The organism is Pseudomonas sp. SCPG-7 (genome assembly GCF_002156405.1).
Classification (GTDB): Bacteria; Pseudomonadota; Gammaproteobacteria; order Pseudomonadales; family Pseudomonadaceae; genus Aquipseudomonas; species Aquipseudomonas parakoreensis.
In genome coordinates, this window is record NZ_MVOO01000007.1 from 103,066 (window position 1) to 121,287 (window position 18,222).

An 18,222-nucleotide genomic window follows, 5' to 3' on the forward strand; every position below is an offset into this window, starting at 1 on the left:
ATTGCAGGGCGAATCGTCCGATTCGCCCTTCCCTGCTTAAGCCGTGGTGCTGACCAGGTTGCCGCTGGTTGAATCCTTGGACATTTCCTTGACCAGTGCCGCCGCGACTTCCATCAGCGCGCCGCTGGTTTGCGCGATCTGGCCCTGAACGGACATGACCGCCTGTGACTTGGCCTCGGGCGTCGGATAACTTGCCGCCTGCGCCGCCGCCAATTGCTGTTGCTGTTCTTGCAGTTGCTTCTGCAATTCCTGCATCCGCTTGAGCAGCATTTTGACGGTGATGCTCAGGCTATCGCCGCTGTCAGCATTACTCGCCTGGCTGGCTTCTTGCGCAGGCCCACCGGTTCTGACCTGGTTGCTTTGCTCTTTTTCAACGCCCAGCGCCTCTTCGGATGCGTCTGCTTCCGCCTGGTTCATTGCATTGATTGTCGCTGCGGTTTTACCGCCGATGGTGACTGCGCCGGGATGTGAAAAACCGATCGTCAGTGACATGTGAACTCCCTAAATAATCGTTTCCTTTAACACCCATCGGCCTGCTGACGGGTTTCTTTAGCAGAAAAGCCGAAACCGGCAAGCCGTTTCGTTCGCCAAGAGCTGTAGTCCTTTTCGGTGAACCGAACATGAAAGATCCCAATATTCGGAAACCCGGACAGGTGATCGGCCCAACCATTGGCCATTCCACAAAAACCTGATGCAAATCATGAATTTAAACATTTCTCTGAAGCAAAGTAGCGCTGGTACGGATCCTGCTCCCTAGCCTACACCCCGAGCATTCAGATCGGCTCAGGGCGCATCTAGATGAACCTGCATCAGCACCGTCTCACTACTAGAGAGAAAAATAATGAAATCTGCTTTCAACACTTTGGTACCGGGCGCTTTGGCCCTCCTCCTGCTCCTGCCCACCGCCCTTCAGGCAAAAGAAGTCGAAACCCAGACCAAACTCGCCAACGTCGTGGTACTTGCCACTGGCGGCACCATTGCCGGTGCCGGCGCCAGCGCAGCCAACAGCGCCACTTACCAGGCGGCCAAGGTTGGCATTGAACAACTGATTGCCGGTATCCCCGAGTTGAGCAAACTGGCAAACGTGCGTGGCGAACAAGTCATGCAGATCGCCTCGGAAAGCATCACCAACGACAACCTGCTGCAACTGGGTCGCCGCGTATCGGAACTGGCCGACAGCAAAGACGTCGATGGCATCGTCATCACCCACGGCACCGACACCCTGGAAGAAACCGCCTACTTCCTCAACCTGGTAGAGAAGACCGACAAGCCGATCATCGTCGTCGGCTCGATGCGTCCGGGCACCGCGATGTCGGCAGACGGCATGCTCAACCTGTACAACGCCGTCGCCGTCGCCAGCAGCAAAGAAGCGCACGGCAAAGGCGTGCTGGTGACCATGAATGACGAGATCCAGTCTGGTCGCGACGTGAGCAAAATGATCAACATCAAGACCGAGGCGTTCAAAAGTCCTTGGGGTCCGCTGGGCATGGTGGTCGAAGGCAAATCCTATTGGTTCCGCTTGCCAGCCAAGCGCCACACCATGGATTCGGAATTCGACATCAAGAACATCAAGAGCCTGCCTGACGTAGAAATCGCCTATTCCTACGGCAACGTTGATGACACCGCCTACAAAGCACTGGCCCAGGCCGGCGCCAAAGCCATCATCCATGCCGGTACCGGTAATGGTTCTGTTTCTTCGCGCGTAGTGCCGAGCCTGCAAGCCTTGCGTAAAGACGGCGTGCAGATCATCCGCTCGTCCCACGTGAACGCCGGTGGTTTCGTTCTGCGTAACGCCGAACAACCTGACGACAAATACGATTGGGTCGTCGCTCACGACCTGAACCCGCAAAAAGCTCGGATCCTGGCCATGGTCGCCCTGACCAAAACCAACGACAGCAAAGAGCTGCAACGGATGTTCTGGGAATATTGATTGGCCCTCGCCTGAGCCTTTCCGGAGCGGGCAACCTGCTCACCACTCGCCCGCGCGGCGGGTGGTGCTTCCGCCTACGCTGCGGGCGACTTTTTCGCACAAAATAATCGACCCGGCTTACACCAAAATCGCAAAAGCGCTGTCAGAGGATTTTCTTGAATTTTAAGCAGTTGCGAAAATGCTTACAGTTAAATACTGTATGCACGTACAGCTTAATAAGGATAACCTCGTGGCCACCTCCCCTGATGCTCCTGACGCTTACGAACGCATGGGTATGCGCGTTCAAAAAATCATCAATTCCCCTACCGCACAAAAAGCCAAAGCCGCCTTGATCTTCCGTCTGCCGGACGAGCCTGTGGATGCATGGGAGCAACTGTTCGAGGAAATCGACGAGAACGACAACGTCACACTCGCCTATCGCGACGATGGCGGCGTGCAGATTTTTTGGGTTGTGCCGAAGGAAGATTGATTCAATGAGTGTCCGCTGTTTTGCATTACTGTTGCTGTTCATCGCTTTTGGCGCCCAGGCTGGCGCTCCCCGCACCTTTACCGAGGCCAAGAAAGCCGCCTGGAAGCTGTACGCACCGCAGTCCACCGAGTTTTACTGCGGATGCAAATACACTGGCAACAAGGTGGACTTGAAGGCTTGCGGTTATGTACCACGCAAAAATGCCAAGCGCGCTTCGCGCATCGAATGGGAGCACATTGTCCCTGCGTGGGAATTCGGTCACCAGCGTCAATGCTGGCAGTCGGGCGGGCGCAAGAACTGCACACGCTACGACCCGAGTTATCAGAAAGCCGAAGCCGACCTGCACAACCTGGTACCGAGCATTGGCGAGGTCAACGGTGATCGCAGCAATTTCAGTTATGGCTGGCTGCCGGTGCAATCCGGTCAATATGGCTCGTGCCTGACTCAAGTCGACTTCAAGGCCAAGAAGGTCATGCCTCGCCCGTCGATTCGCGGCATGATCGCGCGCACCTATTTCTACATGAGCAAGCAGTACGGCTTGCGCCTGTCGAAACAGGATCGGCAGCTTTACGAAGCCTGGGACAAGACGTACCCGGTGCAAGACTGGGAACGCCAGCGTAATCAGAGCGTGGCGTGCGTCATGGGACACGGCAATGAATTTGTCGGCCCGGTGAACCTGAAAGCCTGCGGCTGACCCTCCAGCTCAAAGGAAAAGGCCTCGAACGTGATGTTCGAGGCCTTTTTTGTACCTAACTGCCAGCCTTGTTGTAGCGCCAGTAGCCCATCAGATTGAGTGACTCACGGGGGATACCGCATTCCTTGATCAGGTATTTGCGCAGACGCATGACCGCAGCACTTTCGCCGGCAATCCAGCCATAAAAACCTTCGGGGGCCGTGTTGGTGATCTCCCAGAGAATGTCTTTGTCGATATCGACTTCGGCGAGTTCGGCTGCTTGCCCGACCGATGAATCCTCTGCAGGCAAGAACGCCTGCTGCACCGCCTCGACCATCAGCGCGCCAGCCACTGCTTCTGGCCCCTGATCGCGAACCAGCCACTGCACCGCCAGCCCGGGCCAGTCTGGCACCGAGAGCATGTCTGCCAAACTATCGACTTCAAAGTACGCGTGAGTCTGGGGCGGCTCAGCCATGGCGGACAATTCTTCAAGAATACCCATCGCCGCCGGCAATGCCGTGGCATCGGCCACCAGCAAAACCTGTTTGAGTAGCTGTGGCGGTTTCCATTCGAACCCTCCGGCGTCCTGCGCGGAAAAACCGCTGCCGGGAGCAAGAATCTGCATCGACGCTCCCGGCTGCGCACGCAGCGCCCAGCGCGACGCGGGACCGGTCTCGCCATGCAGGACAAAATCGATGTCGACCTCGCCCAGATCAGCGCGTAAATGACGAATGGTGTACGTGCGCATTGCCGGTCGACGGCTCGCCAGCATTGAACGAAAACGCGCGTACCAGCCCTCCTCCTGCGCAAGGCTCGCAGGTGATCCATCTTCAGCAGGGAAGAACAGTTTGACGCGCTGGTCCGGCGCCCAAGTGGCCATGCCACCTATTGAAGGGTCGGCGAGCGTGATCCGCATCATGTGCGGACTCACCAGCGTCTTGCGGCGCAAAACCGCATTGAAAAGCTTATAGGGAGCGGCGGAGGCCATGCGGAGCTCCTTCGAGAAATCGTGATTGACTCGTATAAGACGAGTCGACTGCGATGTCCTTTAGGCCGCTCCGCTGAAAGTGCGGCTTACGGTGCGAGCGGATGCTCGACGATCACCGATTCGACGTTCTGCTTCTTGGCCTTCACCAATGCTGCATCCACCTCGACCTTGCGCGCTTGCGCGTCGGCCTGGGAGTTGAACGGACCAATCAGGATCCGCGTCTTGCCGCTACTGTCTTTGATCACGGTCGGCACGAACGCATGCTCGATCAACCAGCCACTCAGGTCGCTGACAGCCTGAGGTGTTTCGCCGCGCACTTCGAGGTCCCACTGCGCAGAAGATGCCGCCACAGGCGCGGCTGCGACTGTCGTTTTCGGCTTCTGCACGTCTACACTCTTGCCTTCACCACACCCTGCCAATGCCAGTGCCGCGAACATCCAGACCAATTTGCGCACAACGCTTTCCTCGAAAATCACAAAGCGGCGATCTTAACATTCATAAATACTTCGCGAGGCCCGCAAAATGGGCACAAAACAACGAGATTGATGATTGCAGCCTCTGTATAGTTACGCCCTGGGAATTAATGCCGCATCTGCGCGTCAGAAAGAGGCACCCAAACCGTGAGACTTCGCACTAATCTATACGTACCACCGACCTCTGCACTGTCTGAATCAGGTGCCCTACAAAGCAATCAAGGAGAAGACCATGCTGATACTCACCCGCAAAGTCGGTGAAAGCATAAATATTGGTGATGACATTACGATCACCATCCTCGGCGTAAGCGGTCAGCAAGTCCGTATCGGCATCAATGCTCCGAAAAACGTTGCCGTACACCGTGAAGAAATCTATCAGCGCATTCAGGCCGGCCTGACCGCCCCGGACAAGCCACAAACGCCCTGAACCGCATTGCAGTCAGTAGCCAGTTCGTTTGCTTTGCATAATGACTGGCTAGAGATACACGCGCCGTATTGCCATCCGCTCCCCAGCCCACTCGGCACGGCGCCTGACACATCCCATCGCTCTACTTCATTTGCTCCCTTCCTCTCCTGCAGCGCGATACTACCCGCGACTGCCCAGCCTGGCTGTCAGACATTTCCGAGAGCACACAGGGAATTGCTCCTTGTTAGCCGAACGTCACGCCGCGCGCCATGCCGGTGGCTGCAATCACCATCAATACCAACAGCAGCGCCTCGACGTGACTGATCCGTGCATACAGCTTTGCACGCGTGGTATCGAACGCCTTGCCTCGCGCCAATGCGATCCGCCATTTGACCAGCGTGATCATCGGCGCCAGCTCAATCAACAGAAGCAGCACGAACAACGTCATCTTCAAATGAAACAGCGGCTGGTGCAGATAGTAGTCAGCACCCTTTTCAAAGCCGCCAAAGGCGCGCATGCCACCAGTCACCAGCAGCACCAGCGCAGCAATCCCCCACAGATTATCGGCAAGCAAAACCCGCTTTGCTTCACCGACGCCAGCCGCCAGACGACTGAACGCCGTGCCACGGGTCAACACGGCCCAGAAGCCCAGTGCAAAAGCCAAGAGATGAATAGCGGCGAGAAACCAATGAACCAGCATCGACGAACTCCTTGAGAAAGCCGTGGAAAACGCCAGTCAGTAGTAGTCGAAAAAAACCGGTTTCGCCCGCACACAGCAGTGGGACTGGAAAGCTTCGCGCAGGAAGCAAGGAGACAGAGAAAGGGATTGGCCAAATCGCAGGCAAAAAAAATCCCAAGCAGCTGATGGAAGCTTGGGATTTAAAAATGCATAAACCGTGGTGGTGAACGCGGGGCAGATGTTACTGAACTTCACGATCAGCAACAACATTTTTTTGATCACCGGACGGTTAAAAATACCGGTAACCCCTTCAATATCCACACTTTTTAGACGGATCCAAAAAAGCACAGAACGCCATATCAGCAGGTCGTGTTATTTCGAAACACGCTAAGCGGTCAGGGTAACGAAAGATCGGAAGGATTGAGGCGAGCGCCTGGAGCAAGGCTTTGACAAATCGCAGACAACAAAAAAGGGCCCACCTTTCGGTGAGCCCTTCCAGACCGCCCAGCAGAGCGGATTTTGTTTGGTAGGCGCGATTGGACTCGAACCAACGACCCCCACCATGTCAAGGTCTGCTAGGAGCAAGCCTCAAGCCCTGCTGCTCATGGATTTCTCAGAACGCCCATTCACATCATGAGGCGTGAAAAAATGGCGAATTTTCGCTTACTCCCATCCGGCAACTGGATACTCAGGTACGAGTTAAGGGCAAATCCCCCCAGTCGAAAACCTCAGTACGAAAGCTGAAGCAGAATTATGGGCGAGACAGGTCGAGGCCTTGCAAAGTACCAGTTGTCAAGCCGGAAGCGACTCCACCGGTACAAGTGACAGCGTTGGTCGAGTTTTACTAACAGACTAGCCAGCGGTAACGTTACGGTATGGCTGTCATCATGGACCTACTGATGTGGAAATCCAACGAACCAAAGGCACGGCGATTGACACCGCCAAGGCAATACCAGACATCATAGTTGCCCATAAAAACTTGCTGTTTTCTTGCTGGAGACCCGCGAGGACAGAAGCGAGTAAAGGGAAGTTAACGCAGCGGTTTTCCTCCCCTGCTATCGTTGTATAGAACGCCACCTTACTACCATCGGCTTTGGTGTAACCGTATTTTTGTTCCATATGGTAATAGAGCCTGCCGAACACTATGTCACTGTCGACGTTCAATTCCCTAGCGATCATCCTGCAATCGATTGGCACGAAAATCTTGGACTTTCGGCCGTTTTCAACGTCTTTCTCAAGTGAGTGGTTCGCGAACTCCTCGTAGTACAGTTTATAGATGATATCGAGAACCTTCAGATCGGAAGGTGTCTTCATGCCGGACGTCCAGAATTTGGAACTGTGAGTTTACTCCATTGGTATCTCGTCATCGGGAAAACCCGTTAGCAGCGAGGTTGACTAGGATTTCCGCCCTACCATTCGAGGGACGTTCGTCATGCCGCATAACTCCGGGCTATACAAACTGACTTTGCTTCTACACAACCAGCAAGCCATATACTCGGCAATAGAGGAAATCACCAAATGGCGCGACTACGTCAATCGTAGGCCTAGATAACTAGTCCTTTTAGGAGATTGAGCGTGCCCACCCAAAATCTGAATGGGCTTAGATCCGCCGAAGCGGGGTTGGAAGCGCGTACTGTTTCTTAGCGCCGAAGTGCTTGAGCTAGCAAGCCGTTTGCACTTTTTGTCCATTCCGTCGGTTTTTCTTCGCTTACCGTCACCAAGGCCTCATAGGTGGTGATACTTGCTGTAGCGGCGGCTTCGTCTATGCATTTGCGTGCATAGCTGATAGCTGCGGCTTTGGTGGTCCCCGGTTGATACGTGGCGGTCCAAACGGTAGTCAGCTTGTGCTTATAGAAGTGCCTCTTCGCGAGTTCATCATTGAACTTGTCTCGGGCTGTTTTGCTGACCCCGTTGTCGAGATCAACCGTTACGAGTGCGTAGTACGACATGGCGAAATCCTCAGCGATCTTTGTTGGATTGGGATACGACAGAGCCCGCCAAGGCTTTCGTGTCGTCGCTGTATTTCTCGCTCTGAAGTACTCGCCCCGCCAAGGCCTCCATCTCAGCGCTCGTTTGCTTTCCTGTTTTCGTCTGGGCAAGCACCGAGGCAGCTAAACTCTTAGCGGTCGCTGACTTACCCGGGGCACGGAGGGTTTCGGAAGCCAGTTTGGCTGCCTTCGATGAGGATCGCTTTGTATTGCTAGACATGACAAATTACCTGTGCAGATAAGGATGGATTTGTCAGACCTAGGGAGGACCGGCTAGCAGAGAACCATTGACGACCTCGTCAATGTTTGGCTCAATGCAACCCCCCTAGGGCTAACGTAATCGCTACTGTTTAGCTTTAGTTGGTGCGGGTGGTTGTGATCTCAGTTGTCCAGACCGAACACAGCCACTCGCAGACTTTTCTAAGTACCTCAGTCGAGGTCAGCAGCTAACGACAAACCCTACATCTAGGGTTTTTTTATCGTCCGGATACAGCATATTGCGTTTTTAGGGGCGATTGCAACGTACTACCTGTGGATAACCCTGTCAGTAAACTGTGTCCGAAACGGCTGATTCGCTTGTAGGTCACGAACCTGCTGAGCTAAACCGTTTGTCACTGTTTTTAAATCAGGAAAAACCCTTCAGCAGATTTTAAGGGCGCAACCCTTATCACAAAAATCCAAAGTATTAATAGAGTCGACAACAAGTACCGAACTCGATTTCGTTTGCTTCATCTTCCGCTTTCTCAGATCGCCGTACACACGGTCCATCCACAACGTTTTCCCTATCACTCCTAGCTGCACTCCTCACTCAACATCCACTTCAACCGCTTTAGCCAACGATTCGGAGATTGCTTGCTGATACCGTTCGAGCAACGGGATTTGGCATGACCGTTTAGCCACATTCAAGCGCGCCTTCAATGCCTCCCCATCTGGATGACCGCACGCCAGAAGTCTCCCTACCCGCCCCATCGCACGATGATACTTCGGTTCGAGGACAGTCCAGTCGGATGTCGACTCGCTCATTACCTCTAACTCCCTGACCGCAGAACGGATACGTTTGCGTTCCAACTTGGTTAGGCCAGGAGAGCTATTAAAGACGCTCAATCCCGTCACCGTGATCGGCTGAAACGTGGCGTCATCGGCTTCAATACCCTGCCCACGGACGCGAATGTGGAGCTTTGTTCGCTTCTGATGACATCCTTTGGCAGCCAGCATTCCAGTTATTGTCGAGATAATATTAGTAAGATCATCCGATGACGGCTCATGACCACTAGAGATCGTGACGTCGTCAGCAAATCGAGAGTATCGAAAGCCTCGACCCAAAAGATCGTTCACGACCTTCGGCTCCACATCCCAGAAAACCAAGTTGGCGATGTAGCCGCTCGTACTAGCCCCTTGGGGCGTGCATCCCTCACGAGTGCATATAGATGACAACAAGACCGAAACACCCGCTCCGAAGCCAAATAGACCGCGAAACAACGCATCCACATGTTTTATCGATATGGATGGGTAGAAGTTCTTGATGTCTTGGAGGATGACGAATCTTGCCCCTGCGTGTATGGCCGCATTGCTATGAATGCTTCTTGGAGACTTACGGTCTCTGATGCCACCGTGCAAATATTGGGGAAATGTCGCGTTGCACAGTATTCTGTCAACGATTTTTCGCTGAACCCGCTTGAGCGGTTCGTGAGCATCGTAAGTGTCTCGCGTCTCGGGAGGTTTTCCCGGCTTGACCTTCTTCTCTTGAGGTACATGGCGGTACATTCGATCGGCACGGGCTGCAAGCCTTTCGAGCAATTGCTCACTTTCGCCAAGCGCTAGGGCCAATACCCGCAAACTATGGATTGGCTTGAAGGGGTAAGTTGGAGCATCCATATCCCAGTCCCTGAAACAAAAAAGGGCCGATACATAGATCGACCCTTCAGAATTCGAATGATGTGATTTGTTGCGTCATGAGCCTAATGCCTCAAGGATTTTGTTCACAACCTCGCAAACATAGTCCCAGCATTCCTGTCTGTTCTTCCAAGCTTCAATTAGCAATTGACGAATCAAGAAGCTCCGCAAATCACTAAGCAGCGCCTTCCGTTTTTCGTCCTTACCCTTCTTATCTTGGGAGGACTGACCATCTACTGTAACGCGGGTGTCTTGGTTATCGTGCTTTTGCAGCATAGTCCGAGGACGAGCCGCTTTCTTAAAACGCAACATGGTTGTAGCTCCTGGCCGGCGAAATTGCCGCCGCCAAAGCATTCCGGGCCGAATGGAACTACCAAGACACCACTACAAACCACAGTTCTGCTTATTGATATTGATTTATCAATATCGATAAGCCGTCGCCGCCGCAAACTTCGTCACCGAGGAATTCATCCGTCAACACATGCCGATAGCGCTAACCGCAAAGCTTTACGCAAACGAGGAACACTCCGCCAGCGCATAAGGCAAGCGCTAACGCGGAACGTCTCGATTACGTGCGGATCCAGCACAGGACACACACATAGGACGACCTAGGGGACTGAGTCGTTGCGGAGAGGTAGCTTTGAAGAACACCAAAGCTGATCGGTTACCCGACCACCAACTGCAAGCCCAGAGAATTTGACCATGTTTAAAGAGCACCTGGACGGTACGCCCAGCGAGTTCTTTATACCCCTAGCAAAGTCGGCTGGCAATCAATTATGTCGATGTGCCATTAAGGACTTATGAAAGCACGGGAGCCCCCCCCCAGCTCCAAGGACAGAGCATCAATCGAATCATCTTTCGACACGCCGACATGAAACTCTGTACAAATATACAGGCGCATATCAGAGCATTCGTTAGAGTGGGAATAGACGAAGGTAAAGATTTCACCCAAGAATTGATGCTCACACCGTTCACATTGCCCAGCGTGAACGAACCCTATATTTTGTGAACGTTCTGCAAGAATCCAAAACAACAAAAAAGGGCCCACCTTTCGGTGAGCCCTTCCAGACCGCCCAGCAGAGCGGATTTTGTTTGGTAGGCGCGATTGGACTCGAACCAACGACCCCCACCATGTCAAGGTGGTGCTCTAACCAACTGAGCTACGTGCCTGCTGTGAGGCGGCATTCTACGGAATTCCGGAGGGGTGTCAACACCTTTTTTTCACCTAACCCTATGAATATGCAAAATATTTAATTTCGGGCCGGTAGATAAGATTTTTCCGGTGGCTGGCGGAGGTTTTTCAACTCGGGTAGGATCGGCGCACTCGTAAAATATATTAAACAGAGGCTGCAGGATGGCGAACACCCCTTACCCAGAGTCTTATTACGCTGCGTCGGCCAATGCCGTACCGCCACGTCCGACCTTGCAGGATGATGTGGAGACGGATGTCTGTGTGATCGGCGCCGGGTACACCGGGCTGTCCTCGGCGCTGTTTCTGCTGGAAAATGGTTTTCGCGTCACGGTACTGGAAGCGGCGAAGGTCGGTTTCGGTGCGTCGGGGCGCAATGGCGGGCAGATCGTCAACAGCTATAGCCGCGACATCGACGTCATCGAGCGCACAGTCGGCCCCAAGCAGGCGCAACTGCTCGGGCAGATGGCCTTCGAAGGCGGTCGGATCATTCGTGAGCGCGTGGCCAAGTACAACATCCAGTGTGACCTGAAGGACGGCGGCGTGTTCGCCGCCCTCTCCACCAAGCAGATGGGTCACCTGGAATCGCAGAAGCGCCTGTGGGAGCGCTTCGGCCACACGCAACTGGAACTGCTCGACCAGCGCCGCATTCGCGAAGTGGTCGCCTGCGATCAGTACGTCGGCGGCATGCTCGACATGAGCGGTGGTCACATCCACCCGCTGAACCTGGCGCTCGGTGAAGCCGCTGCGGTGGAGTCCCTCGGCGGCACGATCTATGAGCAATCGCCGGCCGTGCGCATCGAGCGCGGTGCCAACCCGGTGGTGCACACGCCACAAGGCAAGGTCAGGGCCAAGTTCATCATCGTCGCCGGCAACGCCTACCTCGGTAATCTGGTGCCGGAATTGGCGGCCAAATCGATGCCGTGCGGCACTCAGGTGATCACTACCGAACCGCTGGGCGATGAGCTGGCGAAAACTCTCTTGCCGCAGGATTACTGCGTCGAGGACTGCAACTACCTGCTCGACTACTACCGCCTGACGGGCGACAAGCGCCTGATCTTCGGCGGCGGTGTGGTTTATGGCGCGCGGGACCCGGCGAACATCGAAGCGATCATCCGCCCGAAAATGCTCAAGGCCTTTCCACAACTGAAAGACGTGAAGATTGATTACGCGTGGACGGGCAATTTCCTGCTGACCCTGTCGCGCCTGCCGCAGGTCGGGCGCCTTGGCGACAACATTTATTACTCGCAGGGCTGCAGCGGCCACGGCGTGACGTACACACATCTGGCCGGCAAGGTACTGGCTGAAGCGTTGCGCGGTCAGGCTGAGCGTTTTGATGCGTTTGCCGATCTGCCGCACTATCCGTTCCCGGGCGGGCAGTTGCTGCGCACGCCGTTTGCGGCATTGGGTGCGTGGTATTACGGGTTGCGTGACAAGCTGGGGTTCTGATCAGTTTTCTTGACTGGCAAACAACTGTGGCGAGGGAGCTTGCTCCCTCGCCACAAATATTTGCAAAATCCAGATCAGAGCTGGTCTCGGGCGATCCCGCTACGAATCCGCAAGATATCCGCCAGCACCGCCAAAGCGATCTCCGCCGGTGTCTTGCTGCCCAGGTTAAGCCCGATCGGCGCATGAATCCGCGCCAGTTCGATCTCCCCCAGCCCACCAATCCTGCGCAGGCGCTCGAAACGTTTCTGCGAGGTCTGCTGCGAGCCCATGACGCCGATGTAAAACGCCTCGGTGCGCACCGCTTCCATCATTGCCAGGTCGTCGATACGCGGATCATGGGTCAATGCTACCACCGCGGTATCGCGGTGACAGCCGCCATCGGCGATAAACACTGACGGCAATTGCCGACGAATCTCCACGCCATTCAGCACCACGCCTTCGAGCACTTCGTCGCGCGGATCGCAAAGAATCACTTCAAAACCAAGACCGACCGCAAACTCGGCACAGGCTTGCGCCACGCTGGAATAGCCCGCCAGCAGCAAGCGCTGCGCGGCACCGATGCGAATCCGCACCCGGTCGATCTCGCGCTCGATGCGCGCGCCCTGCTCGCGATCCGCGAACAGACTGCGCGCACCGCTGGCCAGATCGACCTCGCGAATCAAACGGCGCTGGCCGAGCAACGCCGATTCAAGCTCACGCAGATGCGCCTGCACCTCGCAGTCGGCGTCAAATTTCTCTACCAGTACGTCGAGAATGCCGCCACAGGGCAGGCTGACCCGCGAGCGCGGATCATCACCTTCGCCGTAACGCACCACATTGACCGCATCGAGAAACGCCCCCTCAGCGACGCGCTCGAGAAAGTCTTCCTCGACGCAACCACCGGACAGCGACCCGATCCACTGGCCGCTATCGTTCACCGCCAGCAGCGAACCCGGCGCACGCGGCGCCGAGCCGTAAGTGGTCAGCACCGTACAGAGCCAAATGCGCTGCCCCGCCACCGACCACTCCAGTGCCCGCCGCACAACCTGTAGATCGAGATGCTGCATGTCAGTGCGCCTTGTGCTCGACGGCCGGAGCGTCAGCCTGCAGCTTCTGCACGTCGCTGACCGCAAGTTCAGCCGATTGACCGCCCCAGCCTTGACGCAGGTAGTTCAGCAGATCGGTCAGTTGCTCAGCGCTAAGCTTGTCGGCGAAACCTGGCATTGGCTGCATGTGTTCGAACCCGGCGAATTTCTGCTCGCCGATGCCGTCCTCGATCACCCGCAGCAGGTTGCGCGGATCTTCCAGACGCAGCGTGGTGTTGCCGCGCATGGCTACGGCGATGTGCGGCTTGCCTTCGCTACCGGCAGCATGGCAACCGGCGCAGACGTTCAAATATTCCTGACGGCCGCGCTGGGCGCTCGGGCTCAGTTTGTCCAGCGACACTTCAGTCAGCTCTTTCGCCGCGGGCGGCTTGTCGCCAAGCAGGAACGTCGCCATCGCCGTCAGATCCTGATCGTTCAGGCCCTGGGTGCTGTTGTGAAACACCGGGAACATCTCGTTGAACATCGTGCCCTGGGCGCTCATGCCGTGCTTGAGGAACGTGCTCAGGTCCTGCTGATTCCAGCCGCGAGCCGCCAGATCGGTGGCGAGCAGGCTCGGTGCCAGATAACCGTTGAGGATGCCGCCGGTCAGGCGCTTGTCCAATTGCATCGCGCCCGGCAGACCGCGTGGCGTGTGGCATTCGCCGCAGTGACCGAGCACTTCGACCATGTACTGGCCGCGCTTCCAGGCTTCGCTTTTGCCTTCGGCAGATTCCAGCTTCAAGGCCTTGCCGTACAGCATGTTCCAGCCGATCAGACCCGGACGCACGTTGAACGGAAAACTCAGGCTGGTGACCGGCGCGGCGCGCTCGATCGGCTCGATGGTTTTCAGGTACGCATGAATCGCGTCCGAGTCTTCCCGCGGCACCAAGTGATACGAGGTGTAGGGCATCGCCGGATACAGATTGGCGCCGTCGCGACGCTTGCCTTCGGTCAGCGCAGCGAAGAATTCGTCATCGCTGTACAAGCCGATGCCGTGCTCTTTGCTCGGGGTGATGTTGGTACCGTAGATCGTGCCGAATGGCGAGACGATCGGCAGCCCGCCAGCAAACGGCGCGCCGCCCGGTGCGGTGTGGCACGCCATGCAGTCGGCCGCGCGGGCGAGGTATTCGCCACGCTTGACCTGATCATCCGCGTGAGCAAACAACACCGGCGCAGCCAGCCCGACCGCCAGGGTCAGGCGGGTCAATAGATGCTTCATGCTCAACCCTCCTTGACCAGGCCGAGATCGGTCAGCACGTTGCGCGTGGCGTTGTAGTAACGCACGTACCCGGTGCAACGGCAGACGTGATGGCCGAGGCTGTCCTCGATGACTTTTTCCAGCTGGCTTTTGACGATCGGCTGACGCTGCAGCTTCTCCACCAGCACCGTCGCGGCGTTGACGAAACCCGGCGCGCAGTAGCTGCACTGGAAGGCGAATTCGTCGACGAAACGCTGCTGGATCGGGTTCAGCTCGGTGACCTGACCGCTCTCATCACGCTTGGCGTGACTTTCGATGGTGCGGACTTTTTTGCCTTCGAAGTAATGCGCGCCGGTGATGCAGGTGCGCACTTCTTCGCTGGTGCCGTCCGGGTTGTCGACGATCACCACGCAGGCGTGGCAGATACCCTGGCCGCAGCCCAGACGCGAACCGGTGAGGTTCTTGTATTCGTGCAGATAGTCGATCATCGGCAGGTCATCAGGGATGTCCACCGGGCCGACGGATTGACCATTGAGGGTCAGTTGAAGCGGACGGTTAGCCATTGAGGGCCTCCTTGATGCGCGCAGCAGTGATTGGCAGATCGCGAACACGTTTACCGATGGCGTGTGCCACCGCGTTACCGATGGCACCGACCACCGGGATCATCACCACTTCAGCGATGCCTTTGGACGGATCGCTTGGTGACAGCGGCGGCAGAATCTCCGCAGTCTGCTTCCACACCGCGACGTGACGGGCCATCGGCAGGCGATAACGGTTGAAGTTCCAGTCACCCTCCCCCGGTCCGCCTTCGTACAGCGGCATCTCTTCCATCAATGCGTGACCGATGCCCATCGCGATCCCGCCTTCAAGCTGGCCCTTGACCAGTTCTTCGACCAGCACCCGACCGCACTCAACCCACGAATGGTGGTTGAGCACTTCGACTTCCGCCGAGCCTTTATTGACCTTCAACTCGACCAATGTCGCGACCGGGCTGTAGTAAGTCACCGCGGCGTTGTTCAACTGAACCACCGGGTAGTTGATGCTCTGGCGATCCAGCAGGTGGAAACCCGCCGTGTTCATCAGCGCCTTCTTCGCCTTCGGCGCACCATCGCCGTACTTCACCGCCAGACCGTCGAGCGGCAGACGCTCGCGCACACCGTCGATGCTGTATTCGGCCTCGGCCCAGCTCCAGCGGTTGAACGCGTGAACGGTGGCGCCGGTGACCAGACCACGCTCGTGAGCGCGCTTGGCCAGCTCTTCAAAACTCAACGGCTGCATGCCGTTGGCAGTGAGTTTGCCGTCGACCCAATGCGCATCTTCACGACGCACCACGTAAGGGTTGGCTTGACCGCCGTAAGGGCCCTGACGCCAGATTTCCATAGCCGCCGGCCACAAGCCGTTGTTGAACAGCACGCGCGCCGCTTCACGGGTGGCGTGGCTGAAGTAGTAAGCCGAGTTGGTCGCGGACGATGCCGAGGCCAGCTTGCCGACCCAGCGCGGGTTGCGCAGCAGGTTGTCCTGCTCGGCCTGACTCATGATGTAAGGGTTGCCGCTGGTGATCAGCTGCATTTCCTGCCATTCGGTTTCGCCGGTCTTCACCTCATGCGCCGGACTGCCAAGGAAATCGGCCACCACCAGCGCTTGCGAAGTGGACATGCCGGTGCCGATTTCGATACCGATGTGGCGCAGGGTGATGCGACCTTCAGCGGTGAACTCGATGCTGGCCATCGGCGCTTCGGAACCGGTGCCGAAGTCTTTCTGGCAAATGGCGAAACCCACGCCGTACCAGTTGTCCGGGTCGGCGGCTTCGCGCTGTTTCTTGATCGCGTCGCGGTTTTTCCAGACTTCGTGCACCGAGGCCTTGTCGAGAATTTCGTGCAGGCGCAGAGCACCCGCCGGGATCGCGCCCTGGGTGTTTTTCATCCCCGAACGCAAGGCGTTCTTGCGACGCAGATCAATCGCGTCAACGCCGAGACGATTGGCGATCTCGTCGACCATCATTTCGGTCGAGGCCATGCTTTGCAGGGTGCCGTAACCGCGCATCGACCCCGCCTCAACACCGCGCGAATGGTAAGCGGTGACCTGCAGGTCATTCTGCGGCATGTAGTAGATCGACTGCGCGGCCGTAGCACCCACCGCCGCCACCGACGGGCTGTAGTTGATGCGACCGCCACCATCGACGCTCATTTCAGCGCGGAAAATCTTGAAGCTGTAGTCGTTCTTGTCCACCGCCAGTTGATAGCGGATGTCGAACGGATGGCGCTTGATGCCGCTCTGGAACTGCTCGTAGCGGTCATTCGCCAGACGGATCGGCACACCGGCACCGTACAGCGCCGCGAGGGCCGCGTAGTAGACAAAGATGTTGTGGTCTTTGGAACCGTAGCCCACGGTGTAACCCGGGTGCATGTTCAGATTGGCCAGGCCGAAGCGCGACGGCGCGATCATTTTCGCGGTCTCGGTCGCCGCTTCCAGCGGGCACTGAGTGGCGACCACGAAGTGCAGGGTCTTGGTTTTCGGGTCGTACCAGCCGTTGCCGTTGTCCGGCTCCATGGCGGCCGGTTCGATCGACGGGGTCTTGTAGCGCTCGTCGAACACCAGCCAGTTGTCTGGCGGGGTATCGATCTGTTTTTTCATGCGATCGGCGTAGAACAGACCGCGCTCAGTCAGGTTGCCGTGCAGGTTCGGCTGGGAATTCCACACCGGCCGACGGTTTTTCAGCATCGGGAACAGGATCGAGTCTTTCAGGCTGGCGAATTCGTCTTCGTCGGCCGAGGTCGGACCGCCCACGCGCACGTAGCGGAAGCTGCCATAAGGGTCGCCTTCGTAGTACGGCACTTGTGCACCGTAACGAATCGCCTTGTCATTGAATTTGAGTTTGTTCTTGGCCTGGCGGAAACGCTCGAAATCGTTCCAGATCAGGATTGCTACCGGGTGACCGATGAACATCGGCACTTTGCCTTCCGGCAGCAAGGGGTCCGGCGCGTGCTCTTCCGGGAAGACGATGCCGTCCTTGTCCAGATCGGCGGCGGTGACGATGCGGTCAGGTTGCAAGTCGGCACCGAGCCACGACAGGTCGTAGCCAGCGTAGATACGGTCGGCCTTGATGGTTTTCAGCAGCATGGCGTGGCCCTGTTGCTCAGGCCAGCCCGGCATGTCCTTGGAGCGAATGTCGCGGGCAAATACTTTGCTGCCGCAAACTTTGGACAGCGCATCATTACGTTGACGCGCCTTGCCGTTGTTGCCGAGCCACTTCTCGGACGGCACGGTGACGCTGGTTTCCATCAAGGCAGCCAGCGCCTGGCTGCTGAGCGGCGTGAGCGTGACGCTCACACCCGCCACCAGCCCGCCCTGGAGGAACGAGCGCCGGGATATATCACGGTTGGACATGGATCATCCTCTGGGCGGTTATGTGTCCGCCCTTCTGGTTATCTACTGGGAATCTCGAGTCTTGCAGAAGCCCTTCTTGGCGAAACAAAGGGCGTGTTGACAGTGCAAAGCTGACCGAAAGGTTAACTTTAAAGGTTTCCGCGCTCGCAGCAAACAACCAGTTACAAAAATTTGACTAAAGAATCAAAAAATCAATGCGACGTGGCACCGCAGCAGATCGCAGGGCATATCGACACCCCTTGTGGGAGCGAGCCTGCTCGCGAAAGCGTTCTTCCAGCCAATACTGATTTTTAACGTGCCGACGCCTTCGCGAGCAGGCTCGCTCCCACAGGGATTTGCGCTGGATTGAGGAGGGAGGAAGAGAGGAAAGCCAAATTTCAGACACAAAAAACCCCGGTCTTTCGACCAGGGTCTTTGCTATCGATTCCGAAACAAC

General features: G+C 56.7%; 19 protein-coding genes and 1 tRNA gene. 5 read left to right on the forward strand and 15 right to left on the reverse strand.

What is annotated here, in order from left to right; genetic code table 11:
- Window positions 1–36 precede the first annotated feature (36 nt).
- A complete protein-coding gene (locus B1722_RS15065; protein WP_041066108.1) occupies window positions 37–492 on the reverse strand; it encodes a hypothetical protein in 456 nt (151 codons plus the stop codon).
- 349 nt (window positions 493–841) lie between these two features.
- Between B1722_RS15065 and B1722_RS15070 the strand changes: the two genes are divergently transcribed.
- The 3 genes from B1722_RS15070 to B1722_RS15080 all read left to right on the forward strand — a co-directional run bounded on the left by B1722_RS15070 (window position 842) and on the right by B1722_RS15080 (window position 3,093).
- Window positions 842–1,930, forward strand: coding sequence for an asparaginase (locus tag B1722_RS15070; RefSeq protein ID WP_027611548.1), 1,089 nt, complete (start codon window positions 842–844; stop codon window positions 1,928–1,930).
- A 178-nt stretch (window positions 1,931–2,108) separates the two neighbouring features.
- Window positions 2,109–2,399: a DUF1654 domain-containing protein gene (locus tag B1722_RS15075; RefSeq protein ID WP_086793193.1), complete on the forward strand. Its 291-nt coding sequence runs from the start codon at window positions 2,109–2,111 to the stop codon at window positions 2,397–2,399.
- Window positions 2,400–2,403: 4 nt separating this feature from the next.
- The gene (locus B1722_RS15080) at window positions 2,404–3,093 is read left to right on the forward strand and encodes an endonuclease (RefSeq protein ID WP_041066103.1); all 690 of its coding nucleotides are present in this window, start codon (window positions 2,404–2,406) and stop codon (window positions 3,091–3,093) included.
- Between the two features lie 55 nt (window positions 3,094–3,148).
- Here B1722_RS15080 and B1722_RS15085 read toward each other — a convergent pair whose 3' ends face one another.
- The gene (locus tag B1722_RS15085; protein ID WP_086793195.1) at window positions 3,149–4,060 is read right to left on the reverse strand and encodes a siderophore-interacting protein; all 912 of its coding nucleotides are present in this window, start codon (window positions 4,058–4,060) and stop codon (window positions 3,149–3,151) included.
- 86 nt (window positions 4,061–4,146) lie between these two features.
- Window positions 4,147–4,515, reverse strand: coding sequence for a sporulation protein (locus tag B1722_RS15090; RefSeq protein ID WP_041066098.1), 369 nt, complete (start codon window positions 4,513–4,515; stop codon window positions 4,147–4,149).
- A gap of 250 nt (window positions 4,516–4,765) precedes the next feature.
- On the opposite strand from B1722_RS15090, the gene csrA reads away from it, so the two are divergent.
- Window positions 4,766–4,960, forward strand: a complete 195-nt coding sequence (csrA, locus tag B1722_RS15095; RefSeq protein WP_003179932.1) for a carbon storage regulator CsrA — start codon at window positions 4,766–4,768, stop codon at window positions 4,958–4,960.
- A gap of 223 nt (window positions 4,961–5,183) precedes the next feature.
- On the opposite strand, the gene B1722_RS15100 is transcribed toward csrA, so the two are convergent.
- From B1722_RS15100 to B1722_RS15130, 8 genes are all read right to left on the reverse strand, one after another.
- Window positions 5,184–5,639, reverse strand: a complete 456-nt coding sequence (locus B1722_RS15100) for a DUF2214 family protein (protein ID WP_041066092.1) — start codon at window positions 5,637–5,639, stop codon at window positions 5,184–5,186.
- 36 nt (window positions 5,640–5,675) lie between these two features.
- On the reverse strand, window positions 5,676–5,966 hold the full coding sequence (locus B1722_RS29070; protein WP_140396021.1) for a hypothetical protein: 291 nt from the start codon (window positions 5,964–5,966) through the stop codon (window positions 5,676–5,678).
- Between the two features lie 537 nt (window positions 5,967–6,503).
- Window positions 6,504–6,932 (reverse strand): hypothetical protein, encoded by a 429-nt coding sequence (locus tag B1722_RS15105; protein ID WP_086793197.1) that lies wholly within the window; start codon window positions 6,930–6,932, stop codon window positions 6,504–6,506.
- A 326-nt stretch (window positions 6,933–7,258) separates the two neighbouring features.
- Window positions 7,259–7,567, reverse strand: coding sequence for a hypothetical protein (locus tag B1722_RS15110; RefSeq protein WP_086793199.1), 309 nt, complete (start codon window positions 7,565–7,567; stop codon window positions 7,259–7,261).
- A 10-nt stretch (window positions 7,568–7,577) separates the two neighbouring features.
- Window positions 7,578–7,826 carry a hypothetical protein gene (locus B1722_RS29880; protein ID WP_086793201.1) on the reverse strand — a complete coding sequence of 83 codons (249 nt, stop codon included), beginning with the start codon at window positions 7,824–7,826 and terminating at the stop codon, window positions 7,578–7,580.
- A 584-nt stretch (window positions 7,827–8,410) separates the two neighbouring features.
- Window positions 8,411–9,481, reverse strand: coding sequence for a reverse transcriptase family protein (locus B1722_RS15120; protein ID WP_086793202.1), 1,071 nt, complete (start codon window positions 9,479–9,481; stop codon window positions 8,411–8,413).
- A 75-nt stretch (window positions 9,482–9,556) separates the two neighbouring features.
- Entirely contained in the window at window positions 9,557–9,811 is a 255-nt protein-coding gene (locus tag B1722_RS15125; RefSeq protein WP_086793203.1) for a hypothetical protein, read from the reverse strand.
- A 781-nt stretch (window positions 9,812–10,592) separates the two neighbouring features.
- Window positions 10,593–10,669 (reverse strand) — tRNA-Val (locus B1722_RS15130).
- A gap of 184 nt (window positions 10,670–10,853) precedes the next feature.
- Between B1722_RS15130 and B1722_RS15135 the strand changes: the two genes are divergently transcribed.
- Window positions 10,854–12,137 carry an FAD-binding oxidoreductase gene (locus B1722_RS15135; protein ID WP_086793205.1) on the forward strand — a complete coding sequence of 428 codons (1,284 nt, stop codon included), beginning with the start codon at window positions 10,854–10,856 and terminating at the stop codon, window positions 12,135–12,137.
- 74 nt (window positions 12,138–12,211) lie between these two features.
- Here the strand turns inward: B1722_RS15135 and B1722_RS15140 are convergent, their stop codons facing one another.
- The 4 genes from B1722_RS15140 to B1722_RS15155 are packed head-to-tail and all read right to left on the reverse strand — an operon-like array spanning window position 12,212 to window position 17,786.
- On the reverse strand, window positions 12,212–13,183 hold the full coding sequence (locus B1722_RS15140; protein WP_086793207.1) for an XdhC family protein: 972 nt from the start codon (window positions 13,181–13,183) through the stop codon (window positions 12,212–12,214).
- A 1-nt stretch (window position 13,184) separates the two neighbouring features.
- Window positions 13,185–14,420, reverse strand: coding sequence for a cytochrome c (locus tag B1722_RS15145; protein WP_086793208.1), 1,236 nt, complete (start codon window positions 14,418–14,420; stop codon window positions 13,185–13,187).
- Between the two features lie 2 nt (window positions 14,421–14,422).
- Window positions 14,423–14,962: a (2Fe-2S)-binding protein gene (locus B1722_RS15150; RefSeq protein WP_086793210.1), complete on the reverse strand. Its 540-nt coding sequence runs from the start codon at window positions 14,960–14,962 to the stop codon at window positions 14,423–14,425.
- A complete protein-coding gene (locus B1722_RS15155) occupies window positions 14,955–17,786 on the reverse strand; it encodes a xanthine dehydrogenase family protein molybdopterin-binding subunit (RefSeq protein ID WP_086793212.1) in 2,832 nt (943 codons plus the stop codon). Before B1722_RS15155 ends, B1722_RS15150 begins: the two co-directional genes overlap by 8 nt.
- Between the last annotated feature and the right edge of the window lie 436 nt (window positions 17,787–18,222).

Coding starts and splice junctions, on each gene's coding strand:
- B1722_RS15065 (WP_041066108.1), bottom strand. CDS start 492: ATGTCACTGACGATCGGTTTTTCACATCCCGGCGCAGTCACCATCGGC.
- B1722_RS15070 (WP_027611548.1), top strand. CDS start 842: ATGAAATCTGCTTTCAACACTTTGGTACCGGGCGCTTTGGCCCTCCTC.
- B1722_RS15075 (WP_086793193.1), top strand. CDS start 2,109: ATGCTTACAGTTAAATACTGTATGCACGTACAGCTTAATAAGGATAAC.
- B1722_RS15080 (WP_041066103.1), top strand. CDS start 2,404: ATGAGTGTCCGCTGTTTTGCATTACTGTTGCTGTTCATCGCTTTTGGC.
- B1722_RS15085 (WP_086793195.1), bottom strand. CDS start 4,060: ATGGCCTCCGCCGCTCCCTATAAGCTTTTCAATGCGGTTTTGCGCCGC.
- csrA (WP_003179932.1), top strand. CDS start 4,766: ATGCTGATACTCACCCGCAAAGTCGGTGAAAGCATAAATATTGGTGAT.
- B1722_RS15100 (WP_041066092.1), bottom strand. CDS start 5,639: ATGCTGGTTCATTGGTTTCTCGCCGCTATTCATCTCTTGGCTTTTGCA.
- B1722_RS15105 (WP_086793197.1), bottom strand. CDS start 6,932: ATGAAGACACCTTCCGATCTGAAGGTTCTCGATATCATCTATAAACTG.
- B1722_RS15110 (WP_086793199.1), bottom strand. CDS start 7,567: ATGTCGTACTACGCACTCGTAACGGTTGATCTCGACAACGGGGTCAGC.
- B1722_RS29880 (WP_086793201.1), bottom strand. CDS start 7,826: ATGTCTAGCAATACAAAGCGATCCTCATCGAAGGCAGCCAAACTGGCT.
- B1722_RS15120 (WP_086793202.1), bottom strand. CDS start 9,481: ATGGATGCTCCAACTTACCCCTTCAAGCCAATCCATAGTTTGCGGGTA.
- B1722_RS15125 (WP_086793203.1), bottom strand. CDS start 9,811: ATGTTGCGTTTTAAGAAAGCGGCTCGTCCTCGGACTATGCTGCAAAAG.
- B1722_RS15135 (WP_086793205.1), top strand. CDS start 10,854: ATGGCGAACACCCCTTACCCAGAGTCTTATTACGCTGCGTCGGCCAAT.
- B1722_RS15140 (WP_086793207.1), bottom strand. CDS start 13,183: ATGCAGCATCTCGATCTACAGGTTGTGCGGCGGGCACTGGAGTGGTCG.
- B1722_RS15145 (WP_086793208.1), bottom strand. CDS start 14,420: ATGAAGCATCTATTGACCCGCCTGACCCTGGCGGTCGGGCTGGCTGCG.
- B1722_RS15150 (WP_086793210.1), bottom strand. CDS start 14,962: ATGGCTAACCGTCCGCTTCAACTGACCCTCAATGGTCAATCCGTCGGC.
- B1722_RS15155 (WP_086793212.1), bottom strand. CDS start 17,786: ATGTCCAACCGTGATATATCCCGGCGCTCGTTCCTCCAGGGCGGGCTG.